Below are 24726 nucleotides of genomic sequence, written 5' to 3'. Positions count from 1 at the left end.
CTTTTTTATTGTCACTGGCTATCAACTGGCCTATGATGACAGGCACAATTGCAATAATTTTAAGCAGCTTTACATACACTGCCCAATGAACGCTCAAGGATGATACCGCATGTCAATTCGCTTGACCCTCCCCCAATCTTCGTTAGTCAATCAAGTCACTCAGCCCTTAAAACAGCGCTTATCCCCCATTGCCCCCTTCATGGCACCATATATAGACCAAGAGGTAATTACTCATTTCTACCAAGGCCATGTGGCAGCCATTACCGGTGCAGGCTCAGGCATTGGTCGAGCACTGGCTTTAAACTTGGCTCAGGCCGGCTGCAATCTGGCCTTATCTGATATTAACGCCAAAAACTTGGCTGAGACTGAGCAGTTATTAAAGCCGTTTGAGATTAAGATCACTACCCAAGCTTTAGATGTCTCTGATAAACAGGCTGTATTTGGCTGGGCCGATCACGTCATGCAAGATCACACTCAGGTAAACTTTATTTTTAACAATGCTGGCGTGGCATTGTCGTCCACAGTTGAGGGTGAGAGCATTGAGGATATTGAGTGGGTAATGGGCATTAATTTTTGGGGTATGGTATACGGCACCAAAGCCTTTTTACCGCTGATTAAACAAAGCATGCAGCAGGCGGGCAACGCCAAGCACGGTCACATTATTAACATCTCAAGTCTATTTGGTATTATTGCTCAGCCAGCACAGTCTGCCTATAACGCCAGCAAATTTGCCATCCGCGGCTTTAACGAAAGTCTACGACAAGAGCTTGATATCGAGCGCAGCGGTGTGTCTATTACCTCAGTGCATCCTGGCGGCATCAAGACCAATATTGCCAACAACGCCCGTGGTAACGAAAGCGTCAGCGCCTTGGGGATGGCAACCGGTGTTAAGGGCCTTAAAAGCTTTAACAAATTACTTAAATTTGACCCCGATATGGCGGCAAAGATTATTCTAATGGCCGCTGCCAAAAATCAGCCCCGCTGCCTGATCGGTGATGACGCCAAGTTAATTGATTTGCTGCAGCGCCTTTGCCCCTCGCATTATGGCAAAATCATGAACAAAGCCAATAAACTTGCTGCCAAAGCCAAAAAATCGCGCCGCAAGCGCACAACTACGCAAAAACAATAGTTCAAATGCACCAAGCCCTATACAATGATGAGCTATCTTAGTTAGGTCTGTCTTGCACTTGCAATAAGAGCCAGTGCCTGCCAGTTTATGTGCTGCTGCCAATAAACCCTAACTGACGACTCACCTTGATAAATCAGCTTGTACTGGGCATGGCTTTGATGCTTGGTGTAGCCTTGTTACAGACAAATTGGTTATTTTATGCAGACTGACTCTTCCACCGCCTTTAACTCTCTTCAAGCACCTTCTTTTGTACTAAAAATGACCGCCATGCTTATTGGCGTCTTTGCGTTTTTGCAGGTGTACTCTATTCAGTCGATTTTGCCGGTGCTGATGCTTGATTTTAAGGCCAGCGAAGTGCAAGTCGGTATGGCGGTAGGCGCCACAGTGATGGCCGTGGCAATCATGTCGCCCTTTTTGGGCATGCTCTCTGACGCGGTGGGACGCAAATCTATTATTGTCGGTGCGTTGTTATTTTTGGCGGTACCAACAGCGCTGATTGCGCACAGTCAGAGTATAGAGAGTCTGACCATTTGGCGCTTTTTGCAAGGCTTATCGGTGCCGGGCATTACAGTGGTGACCATCGCCTATTTGGGCGAGGAATTTAAAGGTCATGCGGTTGCAGAATTAATGTCTTATTATGTCTCAGGATCGGTACTGGGCGGATTTTTAGGGCGTTTTATTTTGGGCCATCTGCATGAGTGGGTTGGCTGGCGTATTGCTTATTATTTTATGGCTGTATTAACTGTGGCCGGAGCGCTTTGGGTGGCTAAGACCTTACCTGCCTCACAGCATTTCGTTGCCAGCCCCAAGTTTCGCACCTCGCTGACCACTTTGGGCAATCACTTGACCAACCGCTATGTGGTCTCCGCCTCACTGCTTGGGTTTTGTGTGTTATTCTCATTGGTAGGCTGTTTTACCTTTATTAATCTGCATTTGGCACAGCAGCCCTACCATTTAACTACCGGACAGCTGGCCAACATCTTTGCGGTATATTTAATTGGTGTCATCATTACCCCTTTATCTACCAAGCTGTTGCAGCGCTTTGGCTCAGTGCGCACCATCATTACCGCGGTATTGATGTCTATGTTGGGCGTGCTCATTACGCTTAGCGGACCGCTGTGGCTGATTTTAATTGGTATTAGCATTATGTCATCGGGGGTGTTCATTACCCAGTCAGCGACCATAGGCTATATCGCCACCAATGTGCACCATGGCCGTTCATTGGCCTCAGGTATCTACTATATGGGCTATTACGCTGGCGGCACCGCAGGGGCCTGGTTATGTGGTCTGGCTTATGCTTATGGCCAATGGCACTTTACGGTCTGGGTGTTATTGACGGTACAAGTAATCGCCTTATTAATTGCCTCTATTGGCATGGTAAAAACCTTGAATAACCCGGCAGATTAATGACCATTTAAGCGGCACTTAGCCATGAAAACAATAATTTTAATTGACCGACGACAACCAATTTTGTTAAATTGAATATCACTAAAACGATAAAATATGTATCGTTTATAACAATGACCGCTAACTGTCATTTCTTTTGTGTATTAGCAAGGACTGCTAACAGAGCCAGTGGCCTATCTACGTGGGCCAACTTGCGCCTATTTTTAATCAGCTAAGGACAGCACCATGAATCACTCCCACTCTCCCTACGTCACCTCCGCCACCGAATCTTTTGCTGAACTGCATCAAAACTCGCTTAGCGACCCCAATGCTTTTTGGGGCAAACAGGCCGAGCGCATTTATTGGCATAAGCCGCCACAGCAAGTCTTAGATGACAGCAATCTGCCCTTTGCCAAATGGTTCGTCGGCGGTGAGACCAATCTTTGTTATAACTGCGTTGATCGTCATTTAGAGGCACGTGCTGAGCAAGATGCCTTCGTCTGGGTGTCCTCTGAAATTAACCAAGAGCTGCTTGATAACCACCCTGGCGTCGCCGAAGCCTTTAAAGCGCTTGATAATCATGTCGAATTTTATACCGATTATGCCAAGCGACGCTTGACTTATAACCGCTTGTATAAAGAGGTCAACTACTTCGCCGATGTCTTACAGCGTTTAGGGGTGGGCAAAGGTGACCGCGTCGTGATCTATATGCCGATGATTTTAGAGGCCGCTTACGCCATGCTGGCGTGTACCCGTATTGGTGCCATTCACTCGGTCGTCTTCGGCGGGTTTGCAGCGCATAACTTAGCGGTGCGTATGAGCGATGCCGAGGCCAAACTGGTAATCACCGTAGATGCCGGTCTGCGTGGTGGTAAGGTCATTAACTATAAAAACTTGGTCAATCAAGGCATCGAGCAAGCTGAGCATAAGCCTGAGCATGTGCTGGTAGTCAACCGCGGGATTATGCCTTATGAGCGCCAAGCCATTGATGTAGATTATGCCACTGAGCGCCGTATCAGCTGTGACAATCGCGCGGTGGTAGAGCCGGTGTGGCTTGAATCTAATGAGCCCTCTTATTTGCTGTATACCTCAGGCACCACAGGTACCCCAAAAGGCGTTCAGCGTGACACTGGCGGCTATGCAGTGGCACTGACCACTACCATGGATTATATCTATGATGGCAATCCAGGCGAGACCTTTTGGGCCATCTCAGATATCGGCTGGGCAGTCGGACACTCCTACACCATCTATGCACCCCTGCTTGCCGGCCTAACCAGTATTATGTATGAAGGCCTACCGCACAACCCAAACCCAGGGATCTGGTGGCGTATCGTTGAGGCCAATAAGGTCAATATCCTATTCACTGCACCTACTGGGGTGCGCATGCTCAAAAAACAAGATGAATCTTGGCTGACCCGCTATGACACCAGCAGCGTTAAATCCTTTTTCTTAGCCGGTGAGCCTCTCGATGAGCCCACAGGCGAATGGCTATCGGGTCATTTGGGCGTTCCCATTATCGATCACTATTGGCAGACCGAGACCGGTTGGCCCATCTTAAGCCATGTACCCAAATTTGACTATAAAGCGCACAGACCCGGCACCCCAGGCTACCCCATGTATGGCTATGATGCCAAAGTGCTCAATGAAGAAACCGGTGAACCTTGCCAGCCTGGTGAAAAAGGTCTGCTTGCCATCTCAGCACCACTACCGCCTGGCTGCTTAACCACAGTGTGGCGCAATGATGAACGCTTTATGAAAAGCTATTACAGCCTATTTAATGGCAAACAGTACTCAAGCTCAGACTATGCCATGATTGATGAAGATGGCTACTATCATATTTTAGGTCGTACCGATGACGTCATTAACGTCGCCGGCCACCGCTTAGGCACCCAAGAAATAGAAGCGGCTATCAGCGAGCACCCTGAAGTTGCCGAAGTGGGTGTGGTGGGCATCAAAGATGAGCTAAAAGGCGAGCTGCCCATCGCATTTTGTATCCTGCGCGACCCATCAATTATTGAAGAGACCGAAAACCGCTTCCGTGTCGAGCAGCAAATCATGGGTGTGGTAGCCAAGTCTTTAGGTGCACTGGCTCGACCTGCCGCCATCTATTTCCCCAAAGCCCTACCTAAGACGCGCTCCGGCAAGATTTTGCGCCGTGCCATCCGCGCCCTTGCTGAAGGACAGGACACAGGTGACATGTCCACCTTAGATGATCCGACAGCCATTGATGCGGTGAAAGCGGCTATTGAGAATTATTAAGCACTCGCTTAGCTACCAAGTATTCACCCAATATTTATTATCAGTCACTAAACTTTATCGTTTGGAGGGAGTGCTGTCTGAGCACTCTGCTTTATGGACTCGCAATACCATTTAGAAGGAACTAAATATGAGTATTTTTGCGATTTTATTATCTTTAGCCTTACTTATGTATTTTGCTTATAGAGGCGTAAGCGTATTGGTTCTTGCACCTATATTAGCAATACTCGCCGTAGTGTTAAGCGGTCAAGGCAGCGAATCAATGGGTATATACACTCAGGTCTTTATGGAAGGTATGGGTGGTTTCGCAGTTAAGTATTTTCCATTATTTATATTAGGGGCTATTTTCGGAAAATTAATGGAAGACTCTGGCTATGCCTACAGTATTGCTCAATATATCGTCAACAAGTTAGGCGATAAACATGCATTACTTGCTGTCGTCATTGCTTGTGGCATATTAACCTATGGGGGTATATCAGTTTTCGTAGTGGCTTTTGCTGTTTACCCTATTGCCGCTGAACTATTTAAACAAGTCAATATTCCTAAACGCTTTATTCCAGGTGCTATAAGTATCGGTGCATTCACCTTTACGATGACTGCACTTCCTGGATCACCTGCCATTCATAATGCTATTCCTATGCCTTACTTCCAAACCGATGCCTTTGCAGCACCAGGACTAGGTCTCATTTCTGCAGTTCTAATGTTAGGTGGTGGGATGCTTTGGATGAATCATCAGTTACGTTTAGCTCATCAAAATAGTGAAGGATATGGAACTCATACCTTAAATGAAAAAGAATTAGATTTGGGTGGGAAAATTCCTAATTTTTGGATTGCCTTACTACCTATCGCTATAGTCGTAGGAGGAAACTACTTATTTTCTAAGATAATTATTCCTTTGTGGGATAACAGTTATCTTGCAGATGAAAAATTTGGTGGGGTTACCTTAAGCTCAGTTTTAGGACTTTGGTCTATTATTATATCTTTAGCCATTGCTTGCTTATTTGTTATAGCATTTAATTTTAAGCGCATTAAAAACATAGCAGATAGTCTAAACAAAGGCGCAACAGGATCGCTTTTACCTATCTTTAATACCGCCTCTGAAGTAGGTTATGGCTCTGTCATTGCTAGCTTAGCAGGTTTTGCAATTATCCAACACTTTTTGATGGGTATTGCCCCAAACAATCCAATTATTTCAGAAGCAATTATTGTTAACGTCTTAGCGGGTATTACTGGATCAGCATCTGGAGGTCTCGGTATTGCTTTAGAGGTTATGGGCGCCAACTATATGCAGCTTGCCCAACAGTACAACATAGACCCTCAGTTAATGCATCGTATAGCAGCTTTGGCTTCTGGTGGTTTAGATGCTTTACCGCATAATGGCGCAGTAATCACTATGTTGACTATTTGTGGCCTGACACATAGAGAATCTTATAAAGATATCTTTGTCACTGCTGTAGTGGTTCCAATTATCGCTTTAATCGTAGTAATTATATTAGGAACTGTATTTGGCTCTTTCTAACCATTTTTACCTGAAATAAATTATTTCAAAACAACATATATATTGCTTCACTCTATAGCACATAAAATAGGGTATATTTTAAGAAATTTTTCTTGTAAAGTGATATGCTTTGTATCATTATATAGAAACCATTAAAGATAAGGACATCTCATGCATCACGTTAAACAACTCATCAATGGCGAATTCGTCGACTCTAACACTCAAGAATGGATTGATTTAACCGATCCTGCCACCCAAGAAGTCATTGCCAAAGTACCACAAACCACCAATGACGAGATTAATGAAGCCGTCGCGGCTGCCAAAGAAGCGTTTAAAACTTGGCGCAAAACACCAATCACTACACGTGCCCGCATCTTCTTAACCTATCAAGCGCTTATCCGTGAGCACATGGATGAGTTGGCTGAGCTATTAACCTCAGAGCAAGGCAAGACCATTGCCGATGCGCGCGGTGATGTGTTCCGTGGCCTAGAGGTGGTTGAACATGCTGCTGGTATCGCTAATTTGCAAATGGGCGATTTCGTTGAAAACGTCGCAACCGGTGTGGATACCTATAGCATCTGGCAGCCGCTTGGTGTGTGTGCCGGTATCACACCATTTAACTTCCCTGCTATGATTCCGCTGTGGATGTTCCCAATGGCGATTGCCACTGGTAACACCTTTATTCTTAAGCCGTCTGAGCAAGACCCTATGGTGACCTTGCGTTTGGTCGAGCTGGCACTTGAAGCGGGCGTTCCAAAAGGCGTCCTAAACGTGGTGCATGGCGGTAAACCAACGGTAGATGCCATCTGTGATCATCCAGATATCAAAGCGGTATCTTTTGTGGGCTCAACCAATGTCGGTCACCATGTGTATGACCGTGCCAGCAAAGCCGGCAAACGTGTCCAGTGTATGATGGGCGCCAAAAACCATGCGGTAATCCTACCTGATGCCAACAAAGAGCAAACCCTAAACCAATTAGCCGGTGCCGCCTTTGGTGCCGCTGGTCAGCGCTGTATGGCACTGTCTGTTGTGGTGTTGGTCGGTGATGCTAAAGACTGGGTTGATGAGATTAAAGCCAAAGCAGAAAGCTTGGTGGTATCCGCCGGTAAGCATGACAAGGATTTAGGCCCACTAATTAGCCCTCAAGCCAAAGAGCGGGTTGAACGTCTGATTCAAACCGGTGTCGATGAAGGCGCTAAACTGCTATTAGACGGTCGCGGCATTACTGTAGAAGGCTATGAGAACGGTAACTTTGTGGGTCCAACCATCTTTGATAATGTCACCACCGACATGCAGATTTATAGCCAAGAAATCTTTGGCCCTGTACTGTGCATCATGCGTGCTGACTCTCTTGATGAGGCCATTGAAATCATCAATGCCAACCCGAACGGCAATGGTACCGCTATCTTCACCCAATCTGGTGCAGCGGCGCATAAATTCCAGCAAGACATCGATGTGGGTCAAGTGGGTATTAACTTGCCGATTCCTGTGCCACTACCCATGTTCTCATTCTCAGGCTCACGTGCCAGTAAGCTTGGCGACTTAGGCCCTTATGGTAAGCAAGCGGTACAATTCTATACTCAGACCAAAACCGTGACTGCACGTTGGTTTGATGATGAAGCCAGTAAAGGCAAGGTCAACACCACGATTTCGATGTAATTTTTATACAAGAACAAAAACTTGGATGGTGATTGAGTCGGTAATATATACTCTCTAATAGTTATATAAATATGCCGATCAATCACTATCTGATTTATTGCTCATTATTATTTGCGGCTATCCATAGATGAGCGACCCCACTATATTTTACTTGTTATACTTATGCTATAAACACAATACTAAAAGCACGACCTCATTAAATTGTTAAACAGGATGCATCATGGACTTTGCATTGACCGACGACCAATTGGCATATCAGCAAACGGCACGTCAATTCGCCCAAAAGGAATTAAAACCCAACGCTGCCGAGTGGGATAGAAACAGCCACTTCCCTGTGGACGTGATCAAAAAAACCGGCGAGCTTGGCTTTTTAGGACTCTACACCAACCCCGATTATGATGGCTTAGGCCTACCCCGCTTAGACTCTGCCATTGTCTTTGAAGAGCTGGCATGGGGTGATACCGCGGTTGCCGCCTATATCAGCATCCACAACATGGTCACTTGGATGATTGGCGAATATGCCAGAGATGACGTCCGTGCCGACCTCGTTCCTAGACTGGTCAGCGGCGAACTGCTCTCAAGCTACTGTCTCACCGAGCCCAATGCTGGCTCTGATGCAGGCTCTTTGACTACCAAAGCGGTCAAACAAGACGGCGAAGATTATTATCTACTCAGCGGTGAAAAAACCTTTATCTCAGGAGCAGGCTCAACCGACACTTTAGTGGTTATGGCACGCACTGGCGATGCCGGCCCTAAAGGCGTGTCTGCGTTTGTGGTCGATGCACACAGTGACGGCATCAGCTACGGCAAGAATGAGCACAAAATGGGCTGGAAAGCTCAGCCTACCCGCACCATCCATTTCAAAGACGTCAAAGTCCCTGCCAAAAACTTGCTTGGCAGTGAGGGCGAAGGCTTTAAATTTGCCATGAAAGGCCTTGATGGCGGCCGTATTAATATCGGTATCTGCGCCGTCGGTACCGCTCAAGCGGCATTAGAGACAGCACTGAACTATGTGCAAGAACGCAAACAGTTTGGTAGCGCCATCGCAGAGCTGCAATCGGTGCAATTTAAACTGGCTGATATGCTGACCCAAACCATTGCCGCTCGTCAGATGCTATATTTGGCCGCCAATAAAGTCGATAAAAAACATTCAGACGCCACCACTTACTGTGCTATGGCCAAACGCCTAGCAACAGACTTAAGCTTTGCGGTAGCTAATGAAGCCCTGCAACTGCATGGCGGTTATGGTTATCTCAATGAATATCCACTTGAGCGTCATGTACGAGATTTACGTGTGCATCAAATTTTAGAAGGCACTAACGAGATTATGCGTGTCATCGTGTCACGTAAAATGTTGAGTGACGGCGCGTTGGACAGCTTACGTTAGTGATAAAAGCAGACTGTCGACAGCAGCTTATTGGCTACAATAATCGTAACAGAAGATACGTAAACTAAAGCGGTAGGACGACTGGAACTCATTTATTTGCACTGTCTGAGAGATAAAGCCAGAAGCTTAAAAAATGATGCCCAGTCGCTTAGTAAGCATACAAAATAGTGAATATAAAAAATAGGGATATTATGAGCAATTACACCAACCTAGATCTTAAGATTGACGGCCATGTGGCCACCCTTACCTTAAACAACCCACCGGCTCACACTTGGACGGCAGAGAGTCTGGCCGCTCTAAAACAGCTGGTCACTGATTTAAATAACAATGATTCGGTCTATGCCCTAGTCATCCATGGTGATGGCGAAAAATTCTTCTCAGCCGGTGCCGATTTAAATACCTTTGCGGATGGCGATAAAGGCAACGCGATTTCAATGGCAATTGCCTTTGGCGAAGCGTTTGAAGCGCTATCGAACTATCGCGGCGTGAGCATTGCCGCCATTAATGGCTATGCGATGGGCGGTGGCCTAGAGGCTGCGCTAGCCTGTGATATCCGTATTGCCGAGGCACATGCGGTTATGGCGCTACCTGAAGCTGGGGTTGGCTTATTGCCTTGCGCCGGTGGTACGCAAAACCTACCTTGGCTGGTCGGTGAAGGCTGGGCAAAACGTATGATTTTGTGCGGTGAGCGTGTCGATGCAGACACTGCGCTGCGTATCGGTCTAGTCGAAGAGGTGGTCGAAAAAGGTGAAGGCTTAAGCACAGCACTAAAACTTGCTCAAAAAGTTGCCAATCAATCACCAGTTGCAGTCACCTTATCCAAACAACTGGTGCAGTCAGCTCGCCACACACCGCCGGCCTACAACCTGATTAATGAGCGTGAAGCGTTTGTCAAATTGTTTGATACTGCCGATCAAACCGAAGGGGTCAATGCATTTTTACAAAAGCGCAAACCCACTTGGCAAAACAAATAGCTTGCACACATAGCCCTTCTTGCTCATGGTTTATAACAAGGTGACCGATATGTCCGATAACATCGCATCAACTGCTGCTTCTACTGAAGCCTCTGTCCTATTTGCCACACACACCACTCAGTCAGGTCATGTGATTGGTGAGATGACGCTTAATTCGCCCAAATCGCTGAACGCCTTGAGCATCGATATGTGTCAGCTAATGAGCGCGAAGCTCACACAGTGGCAAAATGATAGCAAAGTTGTGGCTGTGCTACTGCGCGGTTCAGGAGATAAAGCATTTTGCGCCGGTGGTGATATCCGTAAGCTGTATGACAGCATGCTAGATAATCCGCCGATCCCTAACCCTTATGCCACTGATTTTTTTGGTAGTGAATATGCGCTATACCGCCAAATGCATTTTTATGGCAAGCCCATTATCTTATGGGGCAATGGCATCATCATGGGCGGCGGCATGGGTCTAATGGCCGCTTGTAGTCACCGTATTGTGACTGAGACCACCAAGTTTGCCATGCCAGAGATTAGCATTGGTCTATTCCCTGATGCCTCAGGCAGTTGGTTCTTACAGCGCATGCCAGCCAAAACTGGACTGTTCTTAGGCTTAACCGGCGCCTTGTGCAACGGCAGTGATGCCAAGTTTACAAGCCTTGCTGAATATGCCCTGCCCAGTAGCCAATATCAACAAGTCATTGACACCTTAGCAGCGGCCGCATGGGAAGATGCCCCAGCCTCCAGCGCGCTTTACAGCCAAGCGCATCGTGTCGCTCACCACAGCTTAGCGGAGCTTGAGCGGTCGGCTAATGCTGCAGATAATGCAGATGTTGTATTCAAACCGAGCAAATTGGCTGAGCACTGGGCCAGCATTCAGACGCTGATGGTCAGCGGCGGGCTCAAAGAGATTGATGCACGCCTACAAGACGATGCTGCCTTGGCAAAAATCGATCCAAACTTCGCCGAAGACAGCTGGACTCAGCGGGCATTGGCCACTTATCGTGCTGGCTGCCCAGTGACTGCCGCGTTAACTTATGAGCTGTTTCACCGCGTCAAAGACTTATCGCTTGAGCAGATTTTGTATGTAGAGGCCAATGTGGCAGTGCACTGTGCCAATAATCCAGACTTTAAAGAAGGGGTACGCGCGCTGCTTATCGATAAGGATAAAAACCCTAATTGGTCACGCACCCTGCAACACTGTTTAAGCCAAGAAGGTCGCGCTTATATCAATAGCCACTTTGACAACCCTTACCCAAAAGGTGAGCATATTTTCCAAGAGTGGCTCAGCTCTGAGTGCAAAGGCTCATTGATGGCACAGAACCTAACCCATGAGGCGCAAAGCTAACACCACGCTTACTTTGGGCTATAAAAACTGCTTAAACCCAAATTTATAACTTAAATGATTGCTTTGTTTTTTCACTTTTTCATTTCTTTATTTTTTCATCAAGGAGCGATGATATGACCCAAAACACCCCCAAAGATACCCCCAAAATTGCGTTTATTGGTCTGGGCAATATGGGCGGCCCTATGGCAAAAAACTTGCTAAAAAACGGCTATCAGGTCACCGTCTATGACCTATCAGAGGCCGCGCAGCAGCAATTATCTGACGCTGGCGCGTCAACCTCAAGCTCACCAAAACAAGCAGTGCAAGGTGCAGATGTGGTGATTACCATGCTGCCGGCCAGCAAACATGTGAATACGGTCTATCTGGGTGATGCTGAAGCAACACAGCTGACCGCCGACGGGCTACTGTCAGAATTACCCAGTGGCACCTTAGTCATTGACAGCTCTACCATTGATGCTGCCGCCGCCAGAAACGTGGCTCGTATCGCCACCACCAAAGGCATCGATATGGTAGATGCTCCGGTGTCAGGGGGAACTGCAGGTGCAGAAGCCGGCACGCTCACCTTTATTGTAGGCGGTGAAGACAGTGCCTTTAACCGCGCTGAACCTATCTTAAAGGCCATGGGCAAAAACATATTTCATGCCGGCAGTAATGGCGCCGGACAAGTGGCCAAAATCTGTAACAACATGCTGTTGGGCATCCTAATGAGCGGTACAGCAGAAGCTTTAAACTTGGGCGTCAAAAACGGATTAGATGCCAAAGTGTTGTCAGATATTATGCTACAAAGCTCAGGACGCAACTGGACACTAGAGGTGTACAACCCTTATCCTGGTGTTTTAGAGAACGTACCATCTAGCCGAGGCTATAGCGGCGGATTTATGAGTCAGCACATGCACAAAGATTTGCACTTGGCCTTACAAGCCGCTGAAGACATCAATGCCGAAGTGCCTATGGGTGCCCAAGCTGCAGCCTTATATGATGAGCATATCAAAGAGCACAATACAAAAGACTTCTCGAGTATCATGGCTCATTTTGACAGCAGTGTACTTCGTTAACTTTAACATTTAACAGTCCCTCTGCTAAAACAATAAGCCCAAGTCACTGACTTGGGCTTATTGATGTGTATGATACTTGTGGTGAGAGCGGTGTTAGCTTTGTAGCTCATATACCAAAGCCTGGATATCCAGCGCCGCTTCCTGCAAGCGAGGCACCGACTGCATCATGTCCTCAAGTGACACCCGAACGGTCGGTGCGTGCATATATAACGAGGCCAAATAGCGATCTTTTTTATCCAAAATAGGCACAGAGACTGCGACCATCTCTGAGATAAACTCTTCATTGTCGATACCGATACCGGTCTTGGCAATCGCATCAAGTTCAATATTAAGCTTATCAACATCGGTGATGGTGTTTTTGGTGAATTTATCCAAGCTTAAGTTTTGTAGCATTTTATCGCGCCGCTCAGGCGATAATTGACTCAGATACAGCTTACCGGTTGCGGTACACCACATCGGCGACTTAGCGCCCACCGGCAAGTAGATTTGTAGCGGCAAATCCGTTTTCGCCCGGTTGGTATAAATCATATGCATATTGTGCGGCACACTAATCCCGCACGTCTCTTTCACATCACGCACCAAACGCTGCAAGATGACATGACGCTCACTATAGAACTGACGCTGTTGCCACAGCTCAACGCTTAAATTGCGCACTCGGCGTCCCGCAATGATGCCGCCGGTAATGTCTATGGTGACAAACCCCTCATCTACCAGCTGCTGTAGCAGCCGATGGATGGTGGGTTTGGGGATATCGAGCTCTTGTGATAACTCTAAAGGTGTGATGGGCTTTGCCGCATAAGAGACCGCCTCAATGATTTGCAGCACTCGAGTAATAGAGGAGACTTTGGGCATGATCCATATACCTTTAAATGTAAAAAATACCTTTGAATATAAAAACTAACGGGCTTACTTAATGTCTCTCATTGGCTTAGAGACGACTCAGCGGCGCTGCTCAACAATTAACGAGTCAATGCCATTATTTTGTAGTTTTTGCTGCGCGGCCACGACATTTTGACGGCTGGTCATGGTGGGTGACACCACTTGGTAAAACACCTGACCATTGTTCATTTTGCTTTTAACCACTTTGGCATCTACGCCTGCCATCAGCACTTGGGCGCGGCGTTTATCTGCTTCATCAGCACTACTAAAGCTGTTAATTTGCAGAATATAACTCGGTGGTCTGCTAGCAGCAGCAGGCTTAACTCCAGCTTGAGTCACTCGGTTGGCTTGGCCTGTGCTCTGACTGGTTTGGTTGCCACTACTGGTAGACGGCGTGGGGTCATCATAAGTCCCCTCCTCCTCCACAATCACAATGTCATTATCCCCACTGGCTGCCGGCGCATTTGGTTTTACCGGTGTCTGAGTAGAGTTGTCTTGTACCCCGGCCAAATCATCAATAGATTGAATGCTATTATCACGAGTTTGGGTACTTGGCGTGGTTACCACCACATCAGGTTGTAACACATCTGGGGCAGTCGTGGTCTGCGTATCTTCATCAAACACCGCTTCATCTGGCACGCTGATCATCTCTTGATCGGGCAGCAAATCATAAAACTCAAAGTCATTGGTCTCAGACTTAGGCTGATTGATCGGCTCAACGGTTTTTTGCTCCGCTTTGGTCTCGCTACCTAAGTCAAACGGGTTCCAAAGATACAGCACACCCAAACACATAACAGTCAATATGGCGCCAACGAACATCCACAGTAAGCTTGCAACCCCACCGCCTTGTCGCTTTTGTACTGCGCCTTTAGGTTTTTTTGCTAACATAAATTTTCTCCATTTATGAATCAGTCAGGCCATGCTCGTTGGCAAATTATAAGTTAACCATTAAGTCACTAACATGAGCGAGTATATCAAATAACTTATAATGCTAAATTAATCACTTTAGCAGCTTTTTATTCTGCCAAAAGCCTGCTACATGCTAGTAGGTGCAGACAAGCCCAGCAAGCTTAAGCCGTTGGCTAATACCTGACGCACCGCCTTTGATAGGCGCAAGCGAGCCTGCATCATATCCAGCTCCTCTTGGCTTGGTGTCTCATCAGCAATAATGCTCACCGGCAAGATACGATTGTCGTTATACCAAGCGTGGAATAAGGAGGCCAAGTCTTTTAGGTAGTTGGTCAATACGTGTGGATCGTAACCAGTGGCTGCACGCTTTAAGGTCGCAGGATAAGCGGCCAGCAGTTTAATCAGCTCACTTTCGGCGTCTGCGGTTAATAAGTGTTGTTGCGCACTGCCTTGAGCGTCGTCCACATCGAAACCCTTGGCTGCTAATTTTTCAAGTACGCTGCACACGCGGGCATGAGCATATTGAATGTAATACACGGCATTGTCTTTGCTCTGTGATTTTGCCAATTCTAAGTCAAAGTCAATGTGCACTTCAGGCTTACGCGCCACATAATAAAAACGGGCGGCATCATTACCCACTTCTTCACGCAGTTCACGCAGCGTCACAAACTTACCTGAGCGTGATGACATTTGGATTTTTTCTTCACCGCGCCATAATGCCACGAACTGAACTAAAATAACTTCCAAACGTTTTTCATCGATACCCAGTGCAGTCAAAGCGGCACGAACACGGGCGATATAACCATGGTGGTCAGCACCCCATACGTTAATTACCGTGTCAAACCCGCGCTCAAATTTGTTTTTGTGATAAGCGATGTCCGAAGCAAAATAAGTGGTTAGGCCATTAGCACGGCGCACCACACGATCTTTTTCATCACCAAAGTCGGTAGAACGGAACCAAATGTTGCCGTCTTTTTCATACAAATGGCCTTTGCTGTCAAGCTCAGCCAAAACCGGCTCAATTTCATCTGCTATGGATTTTTCGCTAAACCAGCGCTCAAAACGCACCCCAAACTCATTAAGATCGTCTTTGATATCTCCCAAGATTTCACTCAAAGCTGCATTTAAGAAGACAGCATAGTTATCGCCAAGTGCTTGCTTGCTATTGGCAATTATCACATCAATGTGTGCATTTTTATCCCCTGAGACCACCTCTTTTTCACCGGCGTCATTCACCTCAGAGACTTCATCTTCTGGTGCATTTGCGCTGATATCAGCATAGCTGTGCACATAGGCGTCGTTTTGCTGGGTCTTAATGGTTTGTGCTATGTCGGTCACATAATCGCCTTGATAACCGCCCACTGGAAAGTGAATTTGCTCGCCATTTAACTGTAAATAACGCAAATAAGTACTGGTGGCCAAAATATCCATCTGACGACCGGCATCATTGACATAATATTCACGAGTCACCTCATAGCCCACAGCTTCAAGCAGGTTTGCCACACTCATACCAAAGGCGGCACCGCGGCCATGCCCCACATGCAAGCTAGAAGTTGGGTTGGCAGATACGAACTCAACCTGAATTTTTTTATTCGCAAATTCATCGGTTAAGCCATACTTCTGATTTTTATCAAAAATGGCATCCAATACCGCAAATTTTGCATCAGTATTTAAAAAGATGTTGATAAAGCCAGGCCCTGCAATCTCTAGCTTAGCAATACTGTCATTGGCTGGTAAGGCCGCTGTCAACTGCTCAGCTAAGGCGCGTGGGTTGGATTTGGCGGCTTTAGCAGCGGTTAGGGCGATATTACTGGCATAGTCGCCGTGCTCAGGGCTTTTGCTGCGCGTGATCTGGCTGTTATTCTGCCAATCGGCCGGCAATACGCCTTGATCAATCAATACTTTGGCGGCGCTATCTAGTAATGCAAAGATTTCATCAATTTGAGCTTGCGACATAATTTATTAAACTCTGAAGTTAAGTGAATTTGGGATTGAGATACGGTTTTGATACAAAATTTGAAAGGGTACTCATATATTTGGAGCAACCCTTTAATATATCAAGGTTAGCTTACTTTTTCCATCAACTTTCATTTTTGTTGTTTTGTTATCAGTCACCCACCAAAATGGCATTATGGGGTCACTCTCCTCTATAATGGGGCACTCTAGACTGACTTATCACACTCAGAGCACTGTTTTAGACAGTACCCTTTTATTTTTATCATTATTTTTGGAATGCATTTATGCTTGCTGCCGTGTTTGCTATTGCCGCTGAAACCGTAACCAAGTGGGGCCTGTACGTCTTACTGCCTATTTTTATCGCCTTTTTGTTCTTTATTATGTGGGACATTTCCAAAAAATCTGATGCAGGTCGTGCCGGCACTTTTTGGATTTTTTTGGCCCTAGGCGCAGGCTTCGTCGGCTTTTTATTAAAGCTGGTGTTAGAAGTTGTGTTCGAAAAGTGGGTGCTTTAGAGTCCCTACTTCAAGTCAGCCCAAGCTTCACCGGCTAGTTGGCTATCGACGCTTGGGTACTGTTATGCTCGATAATCTTAGCGACATGAGTGGGTAATTGCCATGCACCGCCTGCAAAGCCGCGGCACATACCTGTGGTTGCTTCTGTGGCAAGTACAAAAGATTGACCATTCCATACCCACTGTTTTTGTCCCCAACAGTCTCCTATCCCGCGCGCTTTATGAATTGCCCAAATCTCACCCTCAGAATACTCTGAGCCAGAGGTGGTGATAAGCTGAGGCGAACTCGGTTTGGCATTGTCTATTAGCCAATACCCATATCCCATATTATAAGCACCACGCCAGCACAAATGACTGGCCAGCGTATGCGTGGCATCTACCCGCTCAAAGCTCCAGTCAAGACCCTCTGTGGCATACTCCCTAAAAGATTGAGACTGCTCAGACTTAGGATTTGCCAGTTCACACGCCCCCATATCATCTGAGCTGCCCATTAATGGTTTAGAGCCTACCCTTACCCATTTTTCAATATTAGCGTTAAAATAGTTACGCGCTGAGGACGACAGTGTCGTTTGTTTTGCATCAGCATAGGCGAACGCTTTGTGAATAATGGGTTTTGCTACTGCCGATTTGGGCACTTGTTTATTCAGATGGCTATGACTGACTAAAGCCAATGCGTTACCGACTCGCCCTTGCGCCTCATCTAATTTAAGCAGTACCGCACTCATACCTTTATCGCTAACTTGCCAACGTTTATTACCCACATTAGAGACGGCGACTATGTCTATTTTAGTATTTTGACGCGCTCGCCTAAGTAGCGCTTGGGCCTGCTTTTGGTTTAATTGATAAACACCACCATCTGCCCCATCTGAACCAGCACTGAGCTGCCCATAAAACTTATCGTTTAACCACAGCTCAATCTCGTTGTTGCCGTTATCATCTTCTTCGCTTGCAAACTGCACCTCAACTTTTGGGATGCTCTGCTTGGGTATCGCCGTGATTAAAATTGAAGCCGGTCTGTCCAGATTATCCTCACTTGAATAACCCGCCGCTCGGCAAGTTAACGTATTATCACAGACCAATTGCCAGTCGTCTTTGCTGTAGCCCCCATCCTCAAATGGCTTGCCATAGCCCTCTGCCGCTACAGCAGGTAACGTGATCAGCGTCGACAATCCAAATAAAGCAGTGCTTAGTAAATGCAATTTATTCATAGGGCATGCTCCTGTTGTGTCGCCTAGACAAGAGATGTCGACGAGCATTGATTTATATGTTAACTGTAGCACGGTACATGCAGTTGCAATAAGCCCTTTAAATGAATTGCCAAATAAGTGGGGCGGGCTACTTAGTGGTGATTAATGTTGCTCGCATGGGCGCCGGATACCCTTCAACCGTTTTGGTGGGGTCATTGGGATCCAAAAAGTCTTTGAGCGATTGATAGCTCATCCAGTCTGTGGCGCGCTGCTCCTTGGTCGAGGTAATATCAATATCCACGCATTTGACCTCGCTAAAGCCCACTTTCTCCAGCCAGCCCGTCAATGCCGCCACCGAGGGAATAAAGTAGACATTATTCATTTTGGCATAGCGGTTGTGCGGCACCAGTACGGTATTGGCATCGCCTTCGATAACTAGGGTTTCTAACACCAATTGCCCACCATTTATCAGCTGGTTTTTGAGTTGAATCAAATGCTCAAACGGTGATTGACGGTGATATAGCACCCCCATACAAAATACGGTATCAAACAATTGATTGCCTTGATCTGAGCTTGAGGGTAACTGCTCTAAGCCAACAGGAATATAGTGAGTGCGGTAGCCGACGCCTGTTCTATCACTGTCCATATCAGTATCGAAGCCTGCCACAAAGTGACGAATGGCCATAAACTGATGATAAAAAAGGCAAGAGGGGTCAATGATAACCACTTGCTTAGCCCCTGCCCCTGCCATGCGCCAGCCGTGATAGCCTGAGCCACCACCGACATCAAGCACATAACGGCCTTGTAAAGTACCTAAATGAGGCTTTATGCGATTCCATTTCCAATCACTATGCCATTCAGTGTCGATAAACACCTTATTGTCGCCAGATCCAATCTGAAACGGGCCTTTGCGCCACGGCATTAACTGTTTCATAAGCGCGGTTATTTGCTTGCTTTGACCGTCAGTCAAATCGGCATCAATGGTTAGAATATCGCTGTTCAAATCGACGTTTTTGACCTTGATTTGTGGCAAGTTTTCTACCGCAGATAGGTAAGCTGGCGCGTGAGCATAGCGGCGTTTGTCTTTAACGTCACTGAGCCATTGGGGTAAGTTTGCCAACCACTGGGTAGCAATAGGGCGATACTGAGCACGTTGAATAAGGGCTAAGTACAGTTCTCGTTCAGCGGTAGTGATTGTGTGGTTTGTCATAGAGGATTCGTTATGTGAATACAATTTATTGAGAGGATCAGAGAACACCCATCATCCTGTTTACAAGCGGCCTTATTTAAAATTTGGGCTATTTAAATGCCACCATAGAGGCAAAGTTTAAAAACTGGAACCAGGTCAAACTACGATTAAAGCCTACTTCTGCTAGACGCTGATGATGCTGATCTAAAGTGTCGGTAATTAGCACATTTTCTAACGCATTACGTTTGCCGCTAATCTCAAGCTCGCTATACCCATTGGCACGCTTGAAGTCATAATAGCGCTCAACCAACCACGCATCATCTTGCTCATCACCGGTGTGGGTCTTTTCAGTCAATACCAAGATACCACCGTAATTAAGCGCATCATATATGTTTTGTAATACCTGAGTGCGGTCAGCAGGCGGTAAGAACTGCAAGGTTAGGTTTAATATAACCATATCGCAAGGCTCAAGCTCAAATCCGCGAATATCAGCCGTAATGACTTCGATATCGTGCTCTGGATAGTTCTGTTGCAGCAATACCTCAGCTTTTTGAGTCATTGCCGGCGAGATGTCTACCGCTTTAATTTGTAGCTCTTCTTTGCTAAAGCCACCTTTTTCATTCAGCAGCGCCATGGTGGCCCCGCCCAGCGAGCACCCAAGGTCATAGACTCGGCTGACCCGTTTGCCCTCAGCATTTACTTGGCCAGCCTGGCAATGACGCTTGGCAAAAATCGGCAACATTGCCAACATCTGACCATAGCCTGGTACACTGCGGCGAATCATATCAGGAAAACAGGCCACCACTTGCTCATCAAATGAAAAGCGCGCGGCCTTGTCTAACGGTGTGGTAAACACATTGTCATACACCACAGTTTCTTCGACAAGGATATTGGACTGAGGGTGCTTAGCATCGGCATCTGTTGTATTAGACATATCAAGTCTCTTATTCAATTTTGAACACACTGTATTATAACATTACTGTTTTTAACTTATCGGCTGATTGTATTTTGTTAGAATTAACACCGAGCTCGTTAATAAGTGAATAAAATAAGCGAATAATAAGGACAAACCATGCAAACAATTATTTTAGGCGGCGGCTGCTTTTGGTGCACCGAGTCTGTTTTTCAGTCGGTAAAAGGGGTGCAAAAAGTCACCTCAGGCTATATGGGCGGCGAAGATGCCAACTTGGCCAATTATAAAGACGTCTGCTCTGGCACTACCGGACATATCGAAGTGGTGCGCGTTGATTTTGATGACACTATTGTGCCTTTAGAGGTGGTGTTAGATATCTTCTTTGCCACGCATGATCCTACCACTCGTGACCGTCAGGGCAATGACATCGGTAGTCAATATCGTTCAGTGGTTTTCTATACCGATGAAGAAACTCAAAAACCAACCATCGACCGTACCATCAATAAACTGCGTGACATGGGACTTGATATCGTCACTGAAGTGCACCCTGTTCATGAGTTTCATGTGGCAGAAGACTATCATCAAGATTACTTTAATAAAAACCCAACCCAAGGCTATTGCCAAGCGGTTATTCCGCCTAAGTTAGGCAAACTACGTAAAGAATTTAAGCAATATATGGCCAAATAGGGCTGCGTGTTAACGCCTTTATGTTGAACACTGTTGCTGGCATCATGAATAATGGCGCCAGCATTTTTTTGTGAGTCAATATATAGATAATGGGTTATCATTAATCTCACTGTATTGTCTCACCACAAAAATACCTTTCTCACCACAAAAATACCTTTGTTACCAAGCGAGTCATTATGAATCCTGAATTTTGGCAAGAAAAATGGCAAAACCCGCAGCCAGGCTTTCATCAAGCAAAGCCAAACCAGCTTTTGGTCAGCTACTTTAAGTCTCTTAGCCTAGCCCCTGCCAGCCGTGTTTTTGTGCCTTTGTGTGGCAAGAGCATAGACATGCTTTGGCTGGCTGAGCAGGGCTATGATGTGATTGGCTCAGAGCTGATAGATAGCGCAGTGCAGCAGTTTTTCTCAGAAAACAATATCGAGATGAGTATCACTAAGCATCCTAAAAATGAGTCTATGAATATCTATCAAGGCCAATATGCCGGACGACTGATCCAAATCTTTGCAGGCGATATCTTTGAGCTGAGCCCTACTGATGTGGGCACTATCGATGCCGTTTATGATAGAGCCGCTTTGGTGGCCATGCCCGATAAAGCGCCCACTCATTTGCGCCGTCAATACGTACAGCAAGTCATAAAGCTGACCCAAACTGCGCCGCAATTGCTGCTTAATTTTGCGCTGAATGCGCCAGCGATGGATGAGGCCACGCGTCTGAGCCGCCAGCAAGGTGGGCCGCCTTTTGTGGTATCAGATGACGCCATTTATGGTTACTATCAAGAGGCGTATCAGGTTGAGTTTTTAGGTCAAGATGCGTTTGAACCGACTGACCGCTTGATTAACCAAGCTTGGCGATTAATTAACCAATCGTAACCGGACTATCTCCCTGCATTTACCACAGACTTGATGACTATTTACCTATGCCGCATACTGTTTTGTCCAGCCCAGCCGCCACAGTTAAACGTATTAAAATTGGCGCACTAGATGCCCTAGATATCCGTGCTCCGGCGTATCAAGCGGTTGTATTACTGCAAGGTGCTCAGCTGATTTATTTTTCTAGCGGCAAGCTGCCCACAAAAGACTTTGAGCAATTAGCGCCGCAGCATGTTAGCGATAACTGGCTGTGGGTCAGCGCGCAGGCCCAATACGACACTCAAGATTCAGTGCGAGGCGGCGTGCCTCTATGTTGGCCGGTATTTGGGTTGTTTAATGCCAATCCTGAAGCGGTTAAAACAAGCTTTAAAGATAGCCTGTATGATGTAACTCAGCATGGCTATGCCCGCACACAGATTTTTGATTTTGAGCGCTTTAGCAGTGAGATTGGTGATAATAAGACCTCAGAGCTGGTGTTAACGCTGACAGTATCCAGCTCGCCCAAGCTAGATTTGACAGTGACATTTAGCTTTAATGATCAGGGTGTTAACATTAAGCTGACTACCCAAAATCAAGAGGCGCATACTGTGCATTTCTCGCAGGCGCTGCATACCTATTTGCCCACTGCAGATATTACGCAAACGGTGATTGGTGGCTTTGATGGTGTCAATTATAGTGATACGCTACAGACAGATGCGACAAATGGTGGCTGGCAAACCAAGACCCAGCAAGGTGATATCAGCTTTGAGGGTGAGGTTGACCGTATCTATCACGGCGCACCAGACATCACCCTCACCACCCCTACCCAGCGCTATCAGCTTATCGCTACAGGCAGCAATAGTACGGTTATTTGGAATCCGTGGATCAAAAAGGCCAAGCAGGTCAGCCAATTTGCCGAGGATGACTACCTACGTATGCTGTGTATCGAGACCGCCAATGCCCATTTGGATGCTGTCACCTTGCAATCAGGCCAAACCCACAGCTTAAGCTTAAGCCTATCCCAAGCTCATTAGCCTGCCTACCTTAACCTCACCTTGTCCCGTCGTTTTGTTATGGTAACCAAACTGCTGTATACCTTTTATTTACGCTGTATTTTGGTTACCCTAACCTGGCGCTGTTTATAATCTTATAAACCCTTTAAAAAGCCCATGCCTTAAGTTGGCTGGATTTGCTTACTCGTTTTTTAGCAATGTGTTAATAAAACGGTTAATAACATAGCCCCCAATACTTAGGGTGCCTAACCTTACCGGATAGACTTTGGTCACTTAGGACACCCAACAAATACCTCATAACCCGTTACTTTATTTTAAGGAATTCCTTTATGCTGCGTACCCCTCTTGCTGCTACCTTGACCACGGCCCTTGGCATTTCTTTGGCAGCCACCTCTGCACACGCCGCCAAGCCGCCGGCCCCTAACTTATCAAATGCTGAATTTCAACAGTGCTTAAGTGGCCTAAAAAACTCAAGTACTTTTCGCGGCGTAAGCAGCTCAACTTTTGAAAACTATCGCCCCAGCGAGCCGGACCCAAGTGTGATTGCTTCGTTAAACTATCAACCTGAGTTTCAAAAAGATGTGTGGGATTATCTGTCATCACTGGTGGATAAAGAGCGCGTTGAAGATGGTATTCGTGCCAAGCATGAGATGGCAGATACCTTACGCCGCATTGAGGCGCGTTACGGGGTGAAGCCTGAGCACGTGCTGGGCGTGTGGGGTGTCGAGTCAAACTTCGGTCAAACCTTAGGCAAAAAAGATCTGTTCCAGTCACTGGCTACTTTATCCTGCTTTGACCGCCGTCAGTCTTATTTCCGCGGCGAATATGCCAATGCCCTAAAAATCGTACAGCAAGGCGACATTCGTCCACAAGATATGACAGGCTCTTGGGCAGGCGCTTTTGGTCAGACTCAGTTTATGCCCGGTACTTTCCTTGATTTGGCGGTAGACTTCGATGGTGATGGCCGCCGAGACTTGGTCAACAGTAAGGCTGATGCGCTGGCATCAACTGCCAACTTCTTAGCCAAACGTGGCTACCGCAGCGGAGAGCCATGGGGTTATGAAGTAAAAATTCCACAAGGATTCTGGGGCAGCAATAGCCGCAAAGACAAAAAGTCTATGAGCTACTGGCGTGACAAAGGCTTCACGTTAGCTGATGGTCGTCCTCTACCTTATGACTTAAGCAGCGCAGGATTACTGTTACCTGCCGGCCTAAATGGCCCTGCCTTCTTAGTGGGTAAGAACTTCGATACCTTCTACTCTTATAATGCTTCAGAGAACTATGCGTTAGCCATTGCCCACCTGTCTGATTTGATCACTAAAGAGGACAGCAGCAAGACCGACTTCATCACCGCTTGGCCGACCGATGACCCAGGCATCAGCCGTCAGCAAGCCAAAGACATTCAGCAAGCACTGCTTAATGCCGGTTATGACATTGGAGAGGTTGATGGCATCATCGGTGATAACACCCGTCTGGCCATTCAGCAATATCAGACCAGTAAAGGCGTATTCCCTGCCGATGGCCGTGCCGGTCAGAAGTTCTATCGCTTGATTATGGGCAATACTGGAGGTAGCGCCAATAACCCACGTCCGGCGTCAACCTACGCCTCATCCTCTTATCCGGCGCAGCCAAGCCAAGCGCCTAGTGCGACCAATGACAGCATCACCCGCTTAATTGAGCAGCAAGATGGCTATCGCCGTGAGATTCAAAGTGATGGCACCATCCGTTTAATTAGAGTCGATAAAGGTCAATAAGCCCAAGGCCATACGTGAGTATTTAACTAAATACTGCCAACAATACCGCCAACAAAAAGCCATGCAATTGCATTAATGCCAGTCAGTTAAGGCAAAAACTCAATAAAAGTAATAAAATAGCCCATCTAATAAGTAGATGGGCTATTTTACTATGAGACTACAAGACGCTATTAATGAGACGCATAAAAGGATTCCAGACA

The 24726-nt window shown here is 46.6% G+C and carries 20 protein-coding genes; 14 read left to right on the top strand and 6 right to left on the bottom strand.

From position 1 onward, the window contains the following. Positions 1-199 precede the first annotated feature (199 nt). From JMX92_RS05015 to mmsB, 9 genes are all read left to right on the top strand, one after another. The gene (locus JMX92_RS05015) at positions 200-1129 is read left to right on the top strand and encodes an SDR family NAD(P)-dependent oxidoreductase (protein WP_011959593.1); all 930 of its coding nucleotides are present in this window, start codon (positions 200-202) and stop codon (positions 1127-1129) included. Between the two features lie 198 nt (positions 1130-1327). Continuing rightward, positions 1328-2536, top strand: coding sequence for an MFS transporter (locus JMX92_RS05010; protein ID WP_227675270.1), 1209 nt, complete (start codon positions 1328-1330; stop codon positions 2534-2536). Between the two features lie 225 nt (positions 2537-2761). Next, the gene (locus JMX92_RS05005; RefSeq protein WP_201544291.1) at positions 2762-4774 is read left to right on the top strand and encodes a propionate--CoA ligase; all 2013 of its coding nucleotides are present in this window, start codon (positions 2762-2764) and stop codon (positions 4772-4774) included. Between the two features lie 127 nt (positions 4775-4901). Continuing rightward, positions 4902-6290, top strand: coding sequence for a GntP family permease (locus JMX92_RS05000; RefSeq protein ID WP_201544283.1), 1389 nt, complete (start codon positions 4902-4904; stop codon positions 6288-6290). A 150-nt stretch (positions 6291-6440) separates the two neighbouring features. Continuing rightward, positions 6441-7928 carry a CoA-acylating methylmalonate-semialdehyde dehydrogenase gene (locus JMX92_RS04995; protein WP_201544281.1) on the top strand — a complete coding sequence of 496 codons (1488 nt, stop codon included), beginning with the start codon at positions 6441-6443 and terminating at the stop codon, positions 7926-7928. Positions 7929-8148: 220 nt separating this feature from the next. After that, a complete protein-coding gene (locus JMX92_RS04990) occupies positions 8149-9315 on the top strand; it encodes an acyl-CoA dehydrogenase family protein (protein ID WP_201544279.1) in 1167 nt (388 codons plus the stop codon). 191 nt (positions 9316-9506) lie between these two features. After that, on the top strand, positions 9507-10289 hold the full coding sequence (locus tag JMX92_RS04985; protein WP_110816022.1) for an enoyl-CoA hydratase: 783 nt from the start codon (positions 9507-9509) through the stop codon (positions 10287-10289). Positions 10290-10338: 49 nt separating this feature from the next. Continuing rightward, the gene (locus JMX92_RS04980) at positions 10339-11622 is read left to right on the top strand and encodes an enoyl-CoA hydratase/isomerase family protein (RefSeq protein ID WP_201544276.1); all 1284 of its coding nucleotides are present in this window, start codon (positions 10339-10341) and stop codon (positions 11620-11622) included. Between the two features lie 113 nt (positions 11623-11735). Next, positions 11736-12677: a 3-hydroxyisobutyrate dehydrogenase gene (gene mmsB / locus JMX92_RS04975; RefSeq protein ID WP_155586672.1), complete on the top strand. Its 942-nt coding sequence runs from the start codon at positions 11736-11738 to the stop codon at positions 12675-12677. Positions 12678-12770: 93 nt separating this feature from the next. Here the strand turns inward: mmsB and JMX92_RS04970 are convergent, their stop codons facing one another. The 3 genes from JMX92_RS04970 to argS all read right to left on the bottom strand — a co-directional run bounded on the left by JMX92_RS04970 (position 12771) and on the right by argS (position 16421). Further along, on the bottom strand, positions 12771-13529 hold the full coding sequence (locus tag JMX92_RS04970) for an IclR family transcriptional regulator (RefSeq protein WP_011959585.1): 759 nt from the start codon (positions 13527-13529) through the stop codon (positions 12771-12773). An 87-nt stretch (positions 13530-13616) separates the two neighbouring features. Then, positions 13617-14444, bottom strand: a complete 828-nt coding sequence (locus JMX92_RS04965; protein WP_155586673.1) for an SPOR domain-containing protein — start codon at positions 14442-14444, stop codon at positions 13617-13619. 147 nt (positions 14445-14591) lie between these two features. Further along, positions 14592-16421: an arginine--tRNA ligase gene (gene argS / locus JMX92_RS04960; RefSeq protein ID WP_201544274.1), complete on the bottom strand. Its 1830-nt coding sequence runs from the start codon at positions 16419-16421 to the stop codon at positions 14592-14594. A 284-nt stretch (positions 16422-16705) separates the two neighbouring features. Here argS and JMX92_RS04955 point away from each other — a divergent pair, with 284 nt between their 5' ends. Further along, positions 16706-16936 (top strand): DUF2788 domain-containing protein, encoded by a 231-nt coding sequence (locus JMX92_RS04955; RefSeq protein ID WP_011959582.1) that lies wholly within the window; start codon positions 16706-16708, stop codon positions 16934-16936. Between the two features lie 34 nt (positions 16937-16970). On the opposite strand, the gene JMX92_RS04950 is transcribed toward JMX92_RS04955, so the two are convergent. The 3 genes from JMX92_RS04950 to cmoA form a co-directional block, all read right to left on the bottom strand. Then, complete coding sequence (locus JMX92_RS04950) at positions 16971-18143, bottom strand: DUF1176 domain-containing protein (RefSeq protein ID WP_201544272.1); 1173 nt, start codon at positions 18141-18143, stop codon at positions 16971-16973. A gap of 127 nt (positions 18144-18270) precedes the next feature. Then, positions 18271-19332 (bottom strand): tRNA 5-methoxyuridine(34)/uridine 5-oxyacetic acid(34) synthase CmoB, encoded by a 1062-nt coding sequence (gene cmoB / locus JMX92_RS04945; RefSeq protein ID WP_201544270.1) that lies wholly within the window; start codon positions 19330-19332, stop codon positions 18271-18273. Between the two features lie 88 nt (positions 19333-19420). Then, positions 19421-20245 carry a carboxy-S-adenosyl-L-methionine synthase CmoA gene (gene cmoA, locus JMX92_RS04940; RefSeq protein ID WP_201544268.1) on the bottom strand — a complete coding sequence of 275 codons (825 nt, stop codon included), beginning with the start codon at positions 20243-20245 and terminating at the stop codon, positions 19421-19423. A 138-nt stretch (positions 20246-20383) separates the two neighbouring features. Between cmoA and msrA the strand changes: the two genes are divergently transcribed. The 4 genes from msrA to JMX92_RS04920 all read left to right on the top strand — a co-directional run bounded on the left by msrA (position 20384) and on the right by JMX92_RS04920 (position 24526). Continuing rightward, positions 20384-20911 carry a peptide-methionine (S)-S-oxide reductase MsrA gene (gene msrA, locus JMX92_RS04935; protein ID WP_011959578.1) on the top strand — a complete coding sequence of 176 codons (528 nt, stop codon included), beginning with the start codon at positions 20384-20386 and terminating at the stop codon, positions 20909-20911. 176 nt (positions 20912-21087) lie between these two features. After that, positions 21088-21780 (top strand): thiopurine S-methyltransferase, encoded by a 693-nt coding sequence (locus tag JMX92_RS04930; protein ID WP_201544260.1) that lies wholly within the window; start codon positions 21088-21090, stop codon positions 21778-21780. Between the two features lie 47 nt (positions 21781-21827). Beyond that, positions 21828-22793, top strand: a complete 966-nt coding sequence (locus JMX92_RS04925; protein WP_201544258.1) for a D-hexose-6-phosphate mutarotase — start codon at positions 21828-21830, stop codon at positions 22791-22793. Positions 22794-23101: 308 nt separating this feature from the next. Next, positions 23102-24526, top strand: coding sequence for a lytic murein transglycosylase (locus JMX92_RS04920; RefSeq protein WP_155586679.1), 1425 nt, complete (start codon positions 23102-23104; stop codon positions 24524-24526). The last annotated feature ends 200 nt before the right edge of the window (positions 24527-24726 follow it).

Origin of the sequence: Psychrobacter sp. H7-1, from assembly GCF_904846585.1 — a bacterium.
GTDB lineage: Bacteria > Pseudomonadota > Gammaproteobacteria > Pseudomonadales > Moraxellaceae > Psychrobacter > Psychrobacter raelei.
This window is presented reverse-complemented; position numbering and strand designations above follow the sequence as displayed.

Bases quoted from the DNA above. Each gene is read 5' to 3' on its own strand.
- mmsB (WP_155586672.1), top strand. From the start codon at position 11,736: ATGACCCAAAACACCCCCAAAGATACCCCCAAAATTGCGTTTATTGGT.
- JMX92_RS04995 (WP_201544281.1), top strand. From the start codon at position 6,441: ATGCATCACGTTAAACAACTCATCAATGGCGAATTCGTCGACTCTAAC.
- JMX92_RS05015 (WP_011959593.1), top strand. From the start codon at position 200: ATGGCACCATATATAGACCAAGAGGTAATTACTCATTTCTACCAAGGC.
- JMX92_RS05005 (WP_201544291.1), top strand. From the start codon at position 2,762: ATGAATCACTCCCACTCTCCCTACGTCACCTCCGCCACCGAATCTTTT.
- JMX92_RS04985 (WP_110816022.1), top strand. From the start codon at position 9,507: ATGAGCAATTACACCAACCTAGATCTTAAGATTGACGGCCATGTGGCC.
- msrA (WP_011959578.1), top strand. From the start codon at position 20,384: ATGCAAACAATTATTTTAGGCGGCGGCTGCTTTTGGTGCACCGAGTCT.
- JMX92_RS04930 (WP_201544260.1), top strand. From the start codon at position 21,088: ATGAATCCTGAATTTTGGCAAGAAAAATGGCAAAACCCGCAGCCAGGC.
- argS (WP_201544274.1), bottom strand. From the start codon at position 16,421: ATGTCGCAAGCTCAAATTGATGAAATCTTTGCATTACTAGATAGCGCC.
- JMX92_RS04955 (WP_011959582.1), top strand. From the start codon at position 16,706: ATGCTTGCTGCCGTGTTTGCTATTGCCGCTGAAACCGTAACCAAGTGG.
- JMX92_RS04980 (WP_201544276.1), top strand. From the start codon at position 10,339: ATGTCCGATAACATCGCATCAACTGCTGCTTCTACTGAAGCCTCTGTC.
- JMX92_RS04925 (WP_201544258.1), top strand. From the start codon at position 21,828: ATGCCGCATACTGTTTTGTCCAGCCCAGCCGCCACAGTTAAACGTATT.
- cmoA (WP_201544268.1), bottom strand. From the start codon at position 20,245: ATGTCTAATACAACAGATGCCGATGCTAAGCACCCTCAGTCCAATATC.
- JMX92_RS04990 (WP_201544279.1), top strand. From the start codon at position 8,149: ATGGACTTTGCATTGACCGACGACCAATTGGCATATCAGCAAACGGCA.
- JMX92_RS05000 (WP_201544283.1), top strand. From the start codon at position 4,902: ATGAGTATTTTTGCGATTTTATTATCTTTAGCCTTACTTATGTATTTT.
- JMX92_RS04950 (WP_201544272.1), bottom strand. From the start codon at position 18,143: ATGAATAAATTGCATTTACTAAGCACTGCTTTATTTGGATTGTCGACG.
- JMX92_RS04965 (WP_155586673.1), bottom strand. From the start codon at position 14,444: ATGTTAGCAAAAAAACCTAAAGGCGCAGTACAAAAGCGACAAGGCGGT.
- JMX92_RS04970 (WP_011959585.1), bottom strand. From the start codon at position 13,529: ATGCCCAAAGTCTCCTCTATTACTCGAGTGCTGCAAATCATTGAGGCG.
- JMX92_RS05010 (WP_227675270.1), top strand. From the start codon at position 1,328: ATGCAGACTGACTCTTCCACCGCCTTTAACTCTCTTCAAGCACCTTCT.
- cmoB (WP_201544270.1), bottom strand. From the start codon at position 19,332: ATGACAAACCACACAATCACTACCGCTGAACGAGAACTGTACTTAGCC.
- JMX92_RS04920 (WP_155586679.1), top strand. From the start codon at position 23,102: ATGCTGCGTACCCCTCTTGCTGCTACCTTGACCACGGCCCTTGGCATT.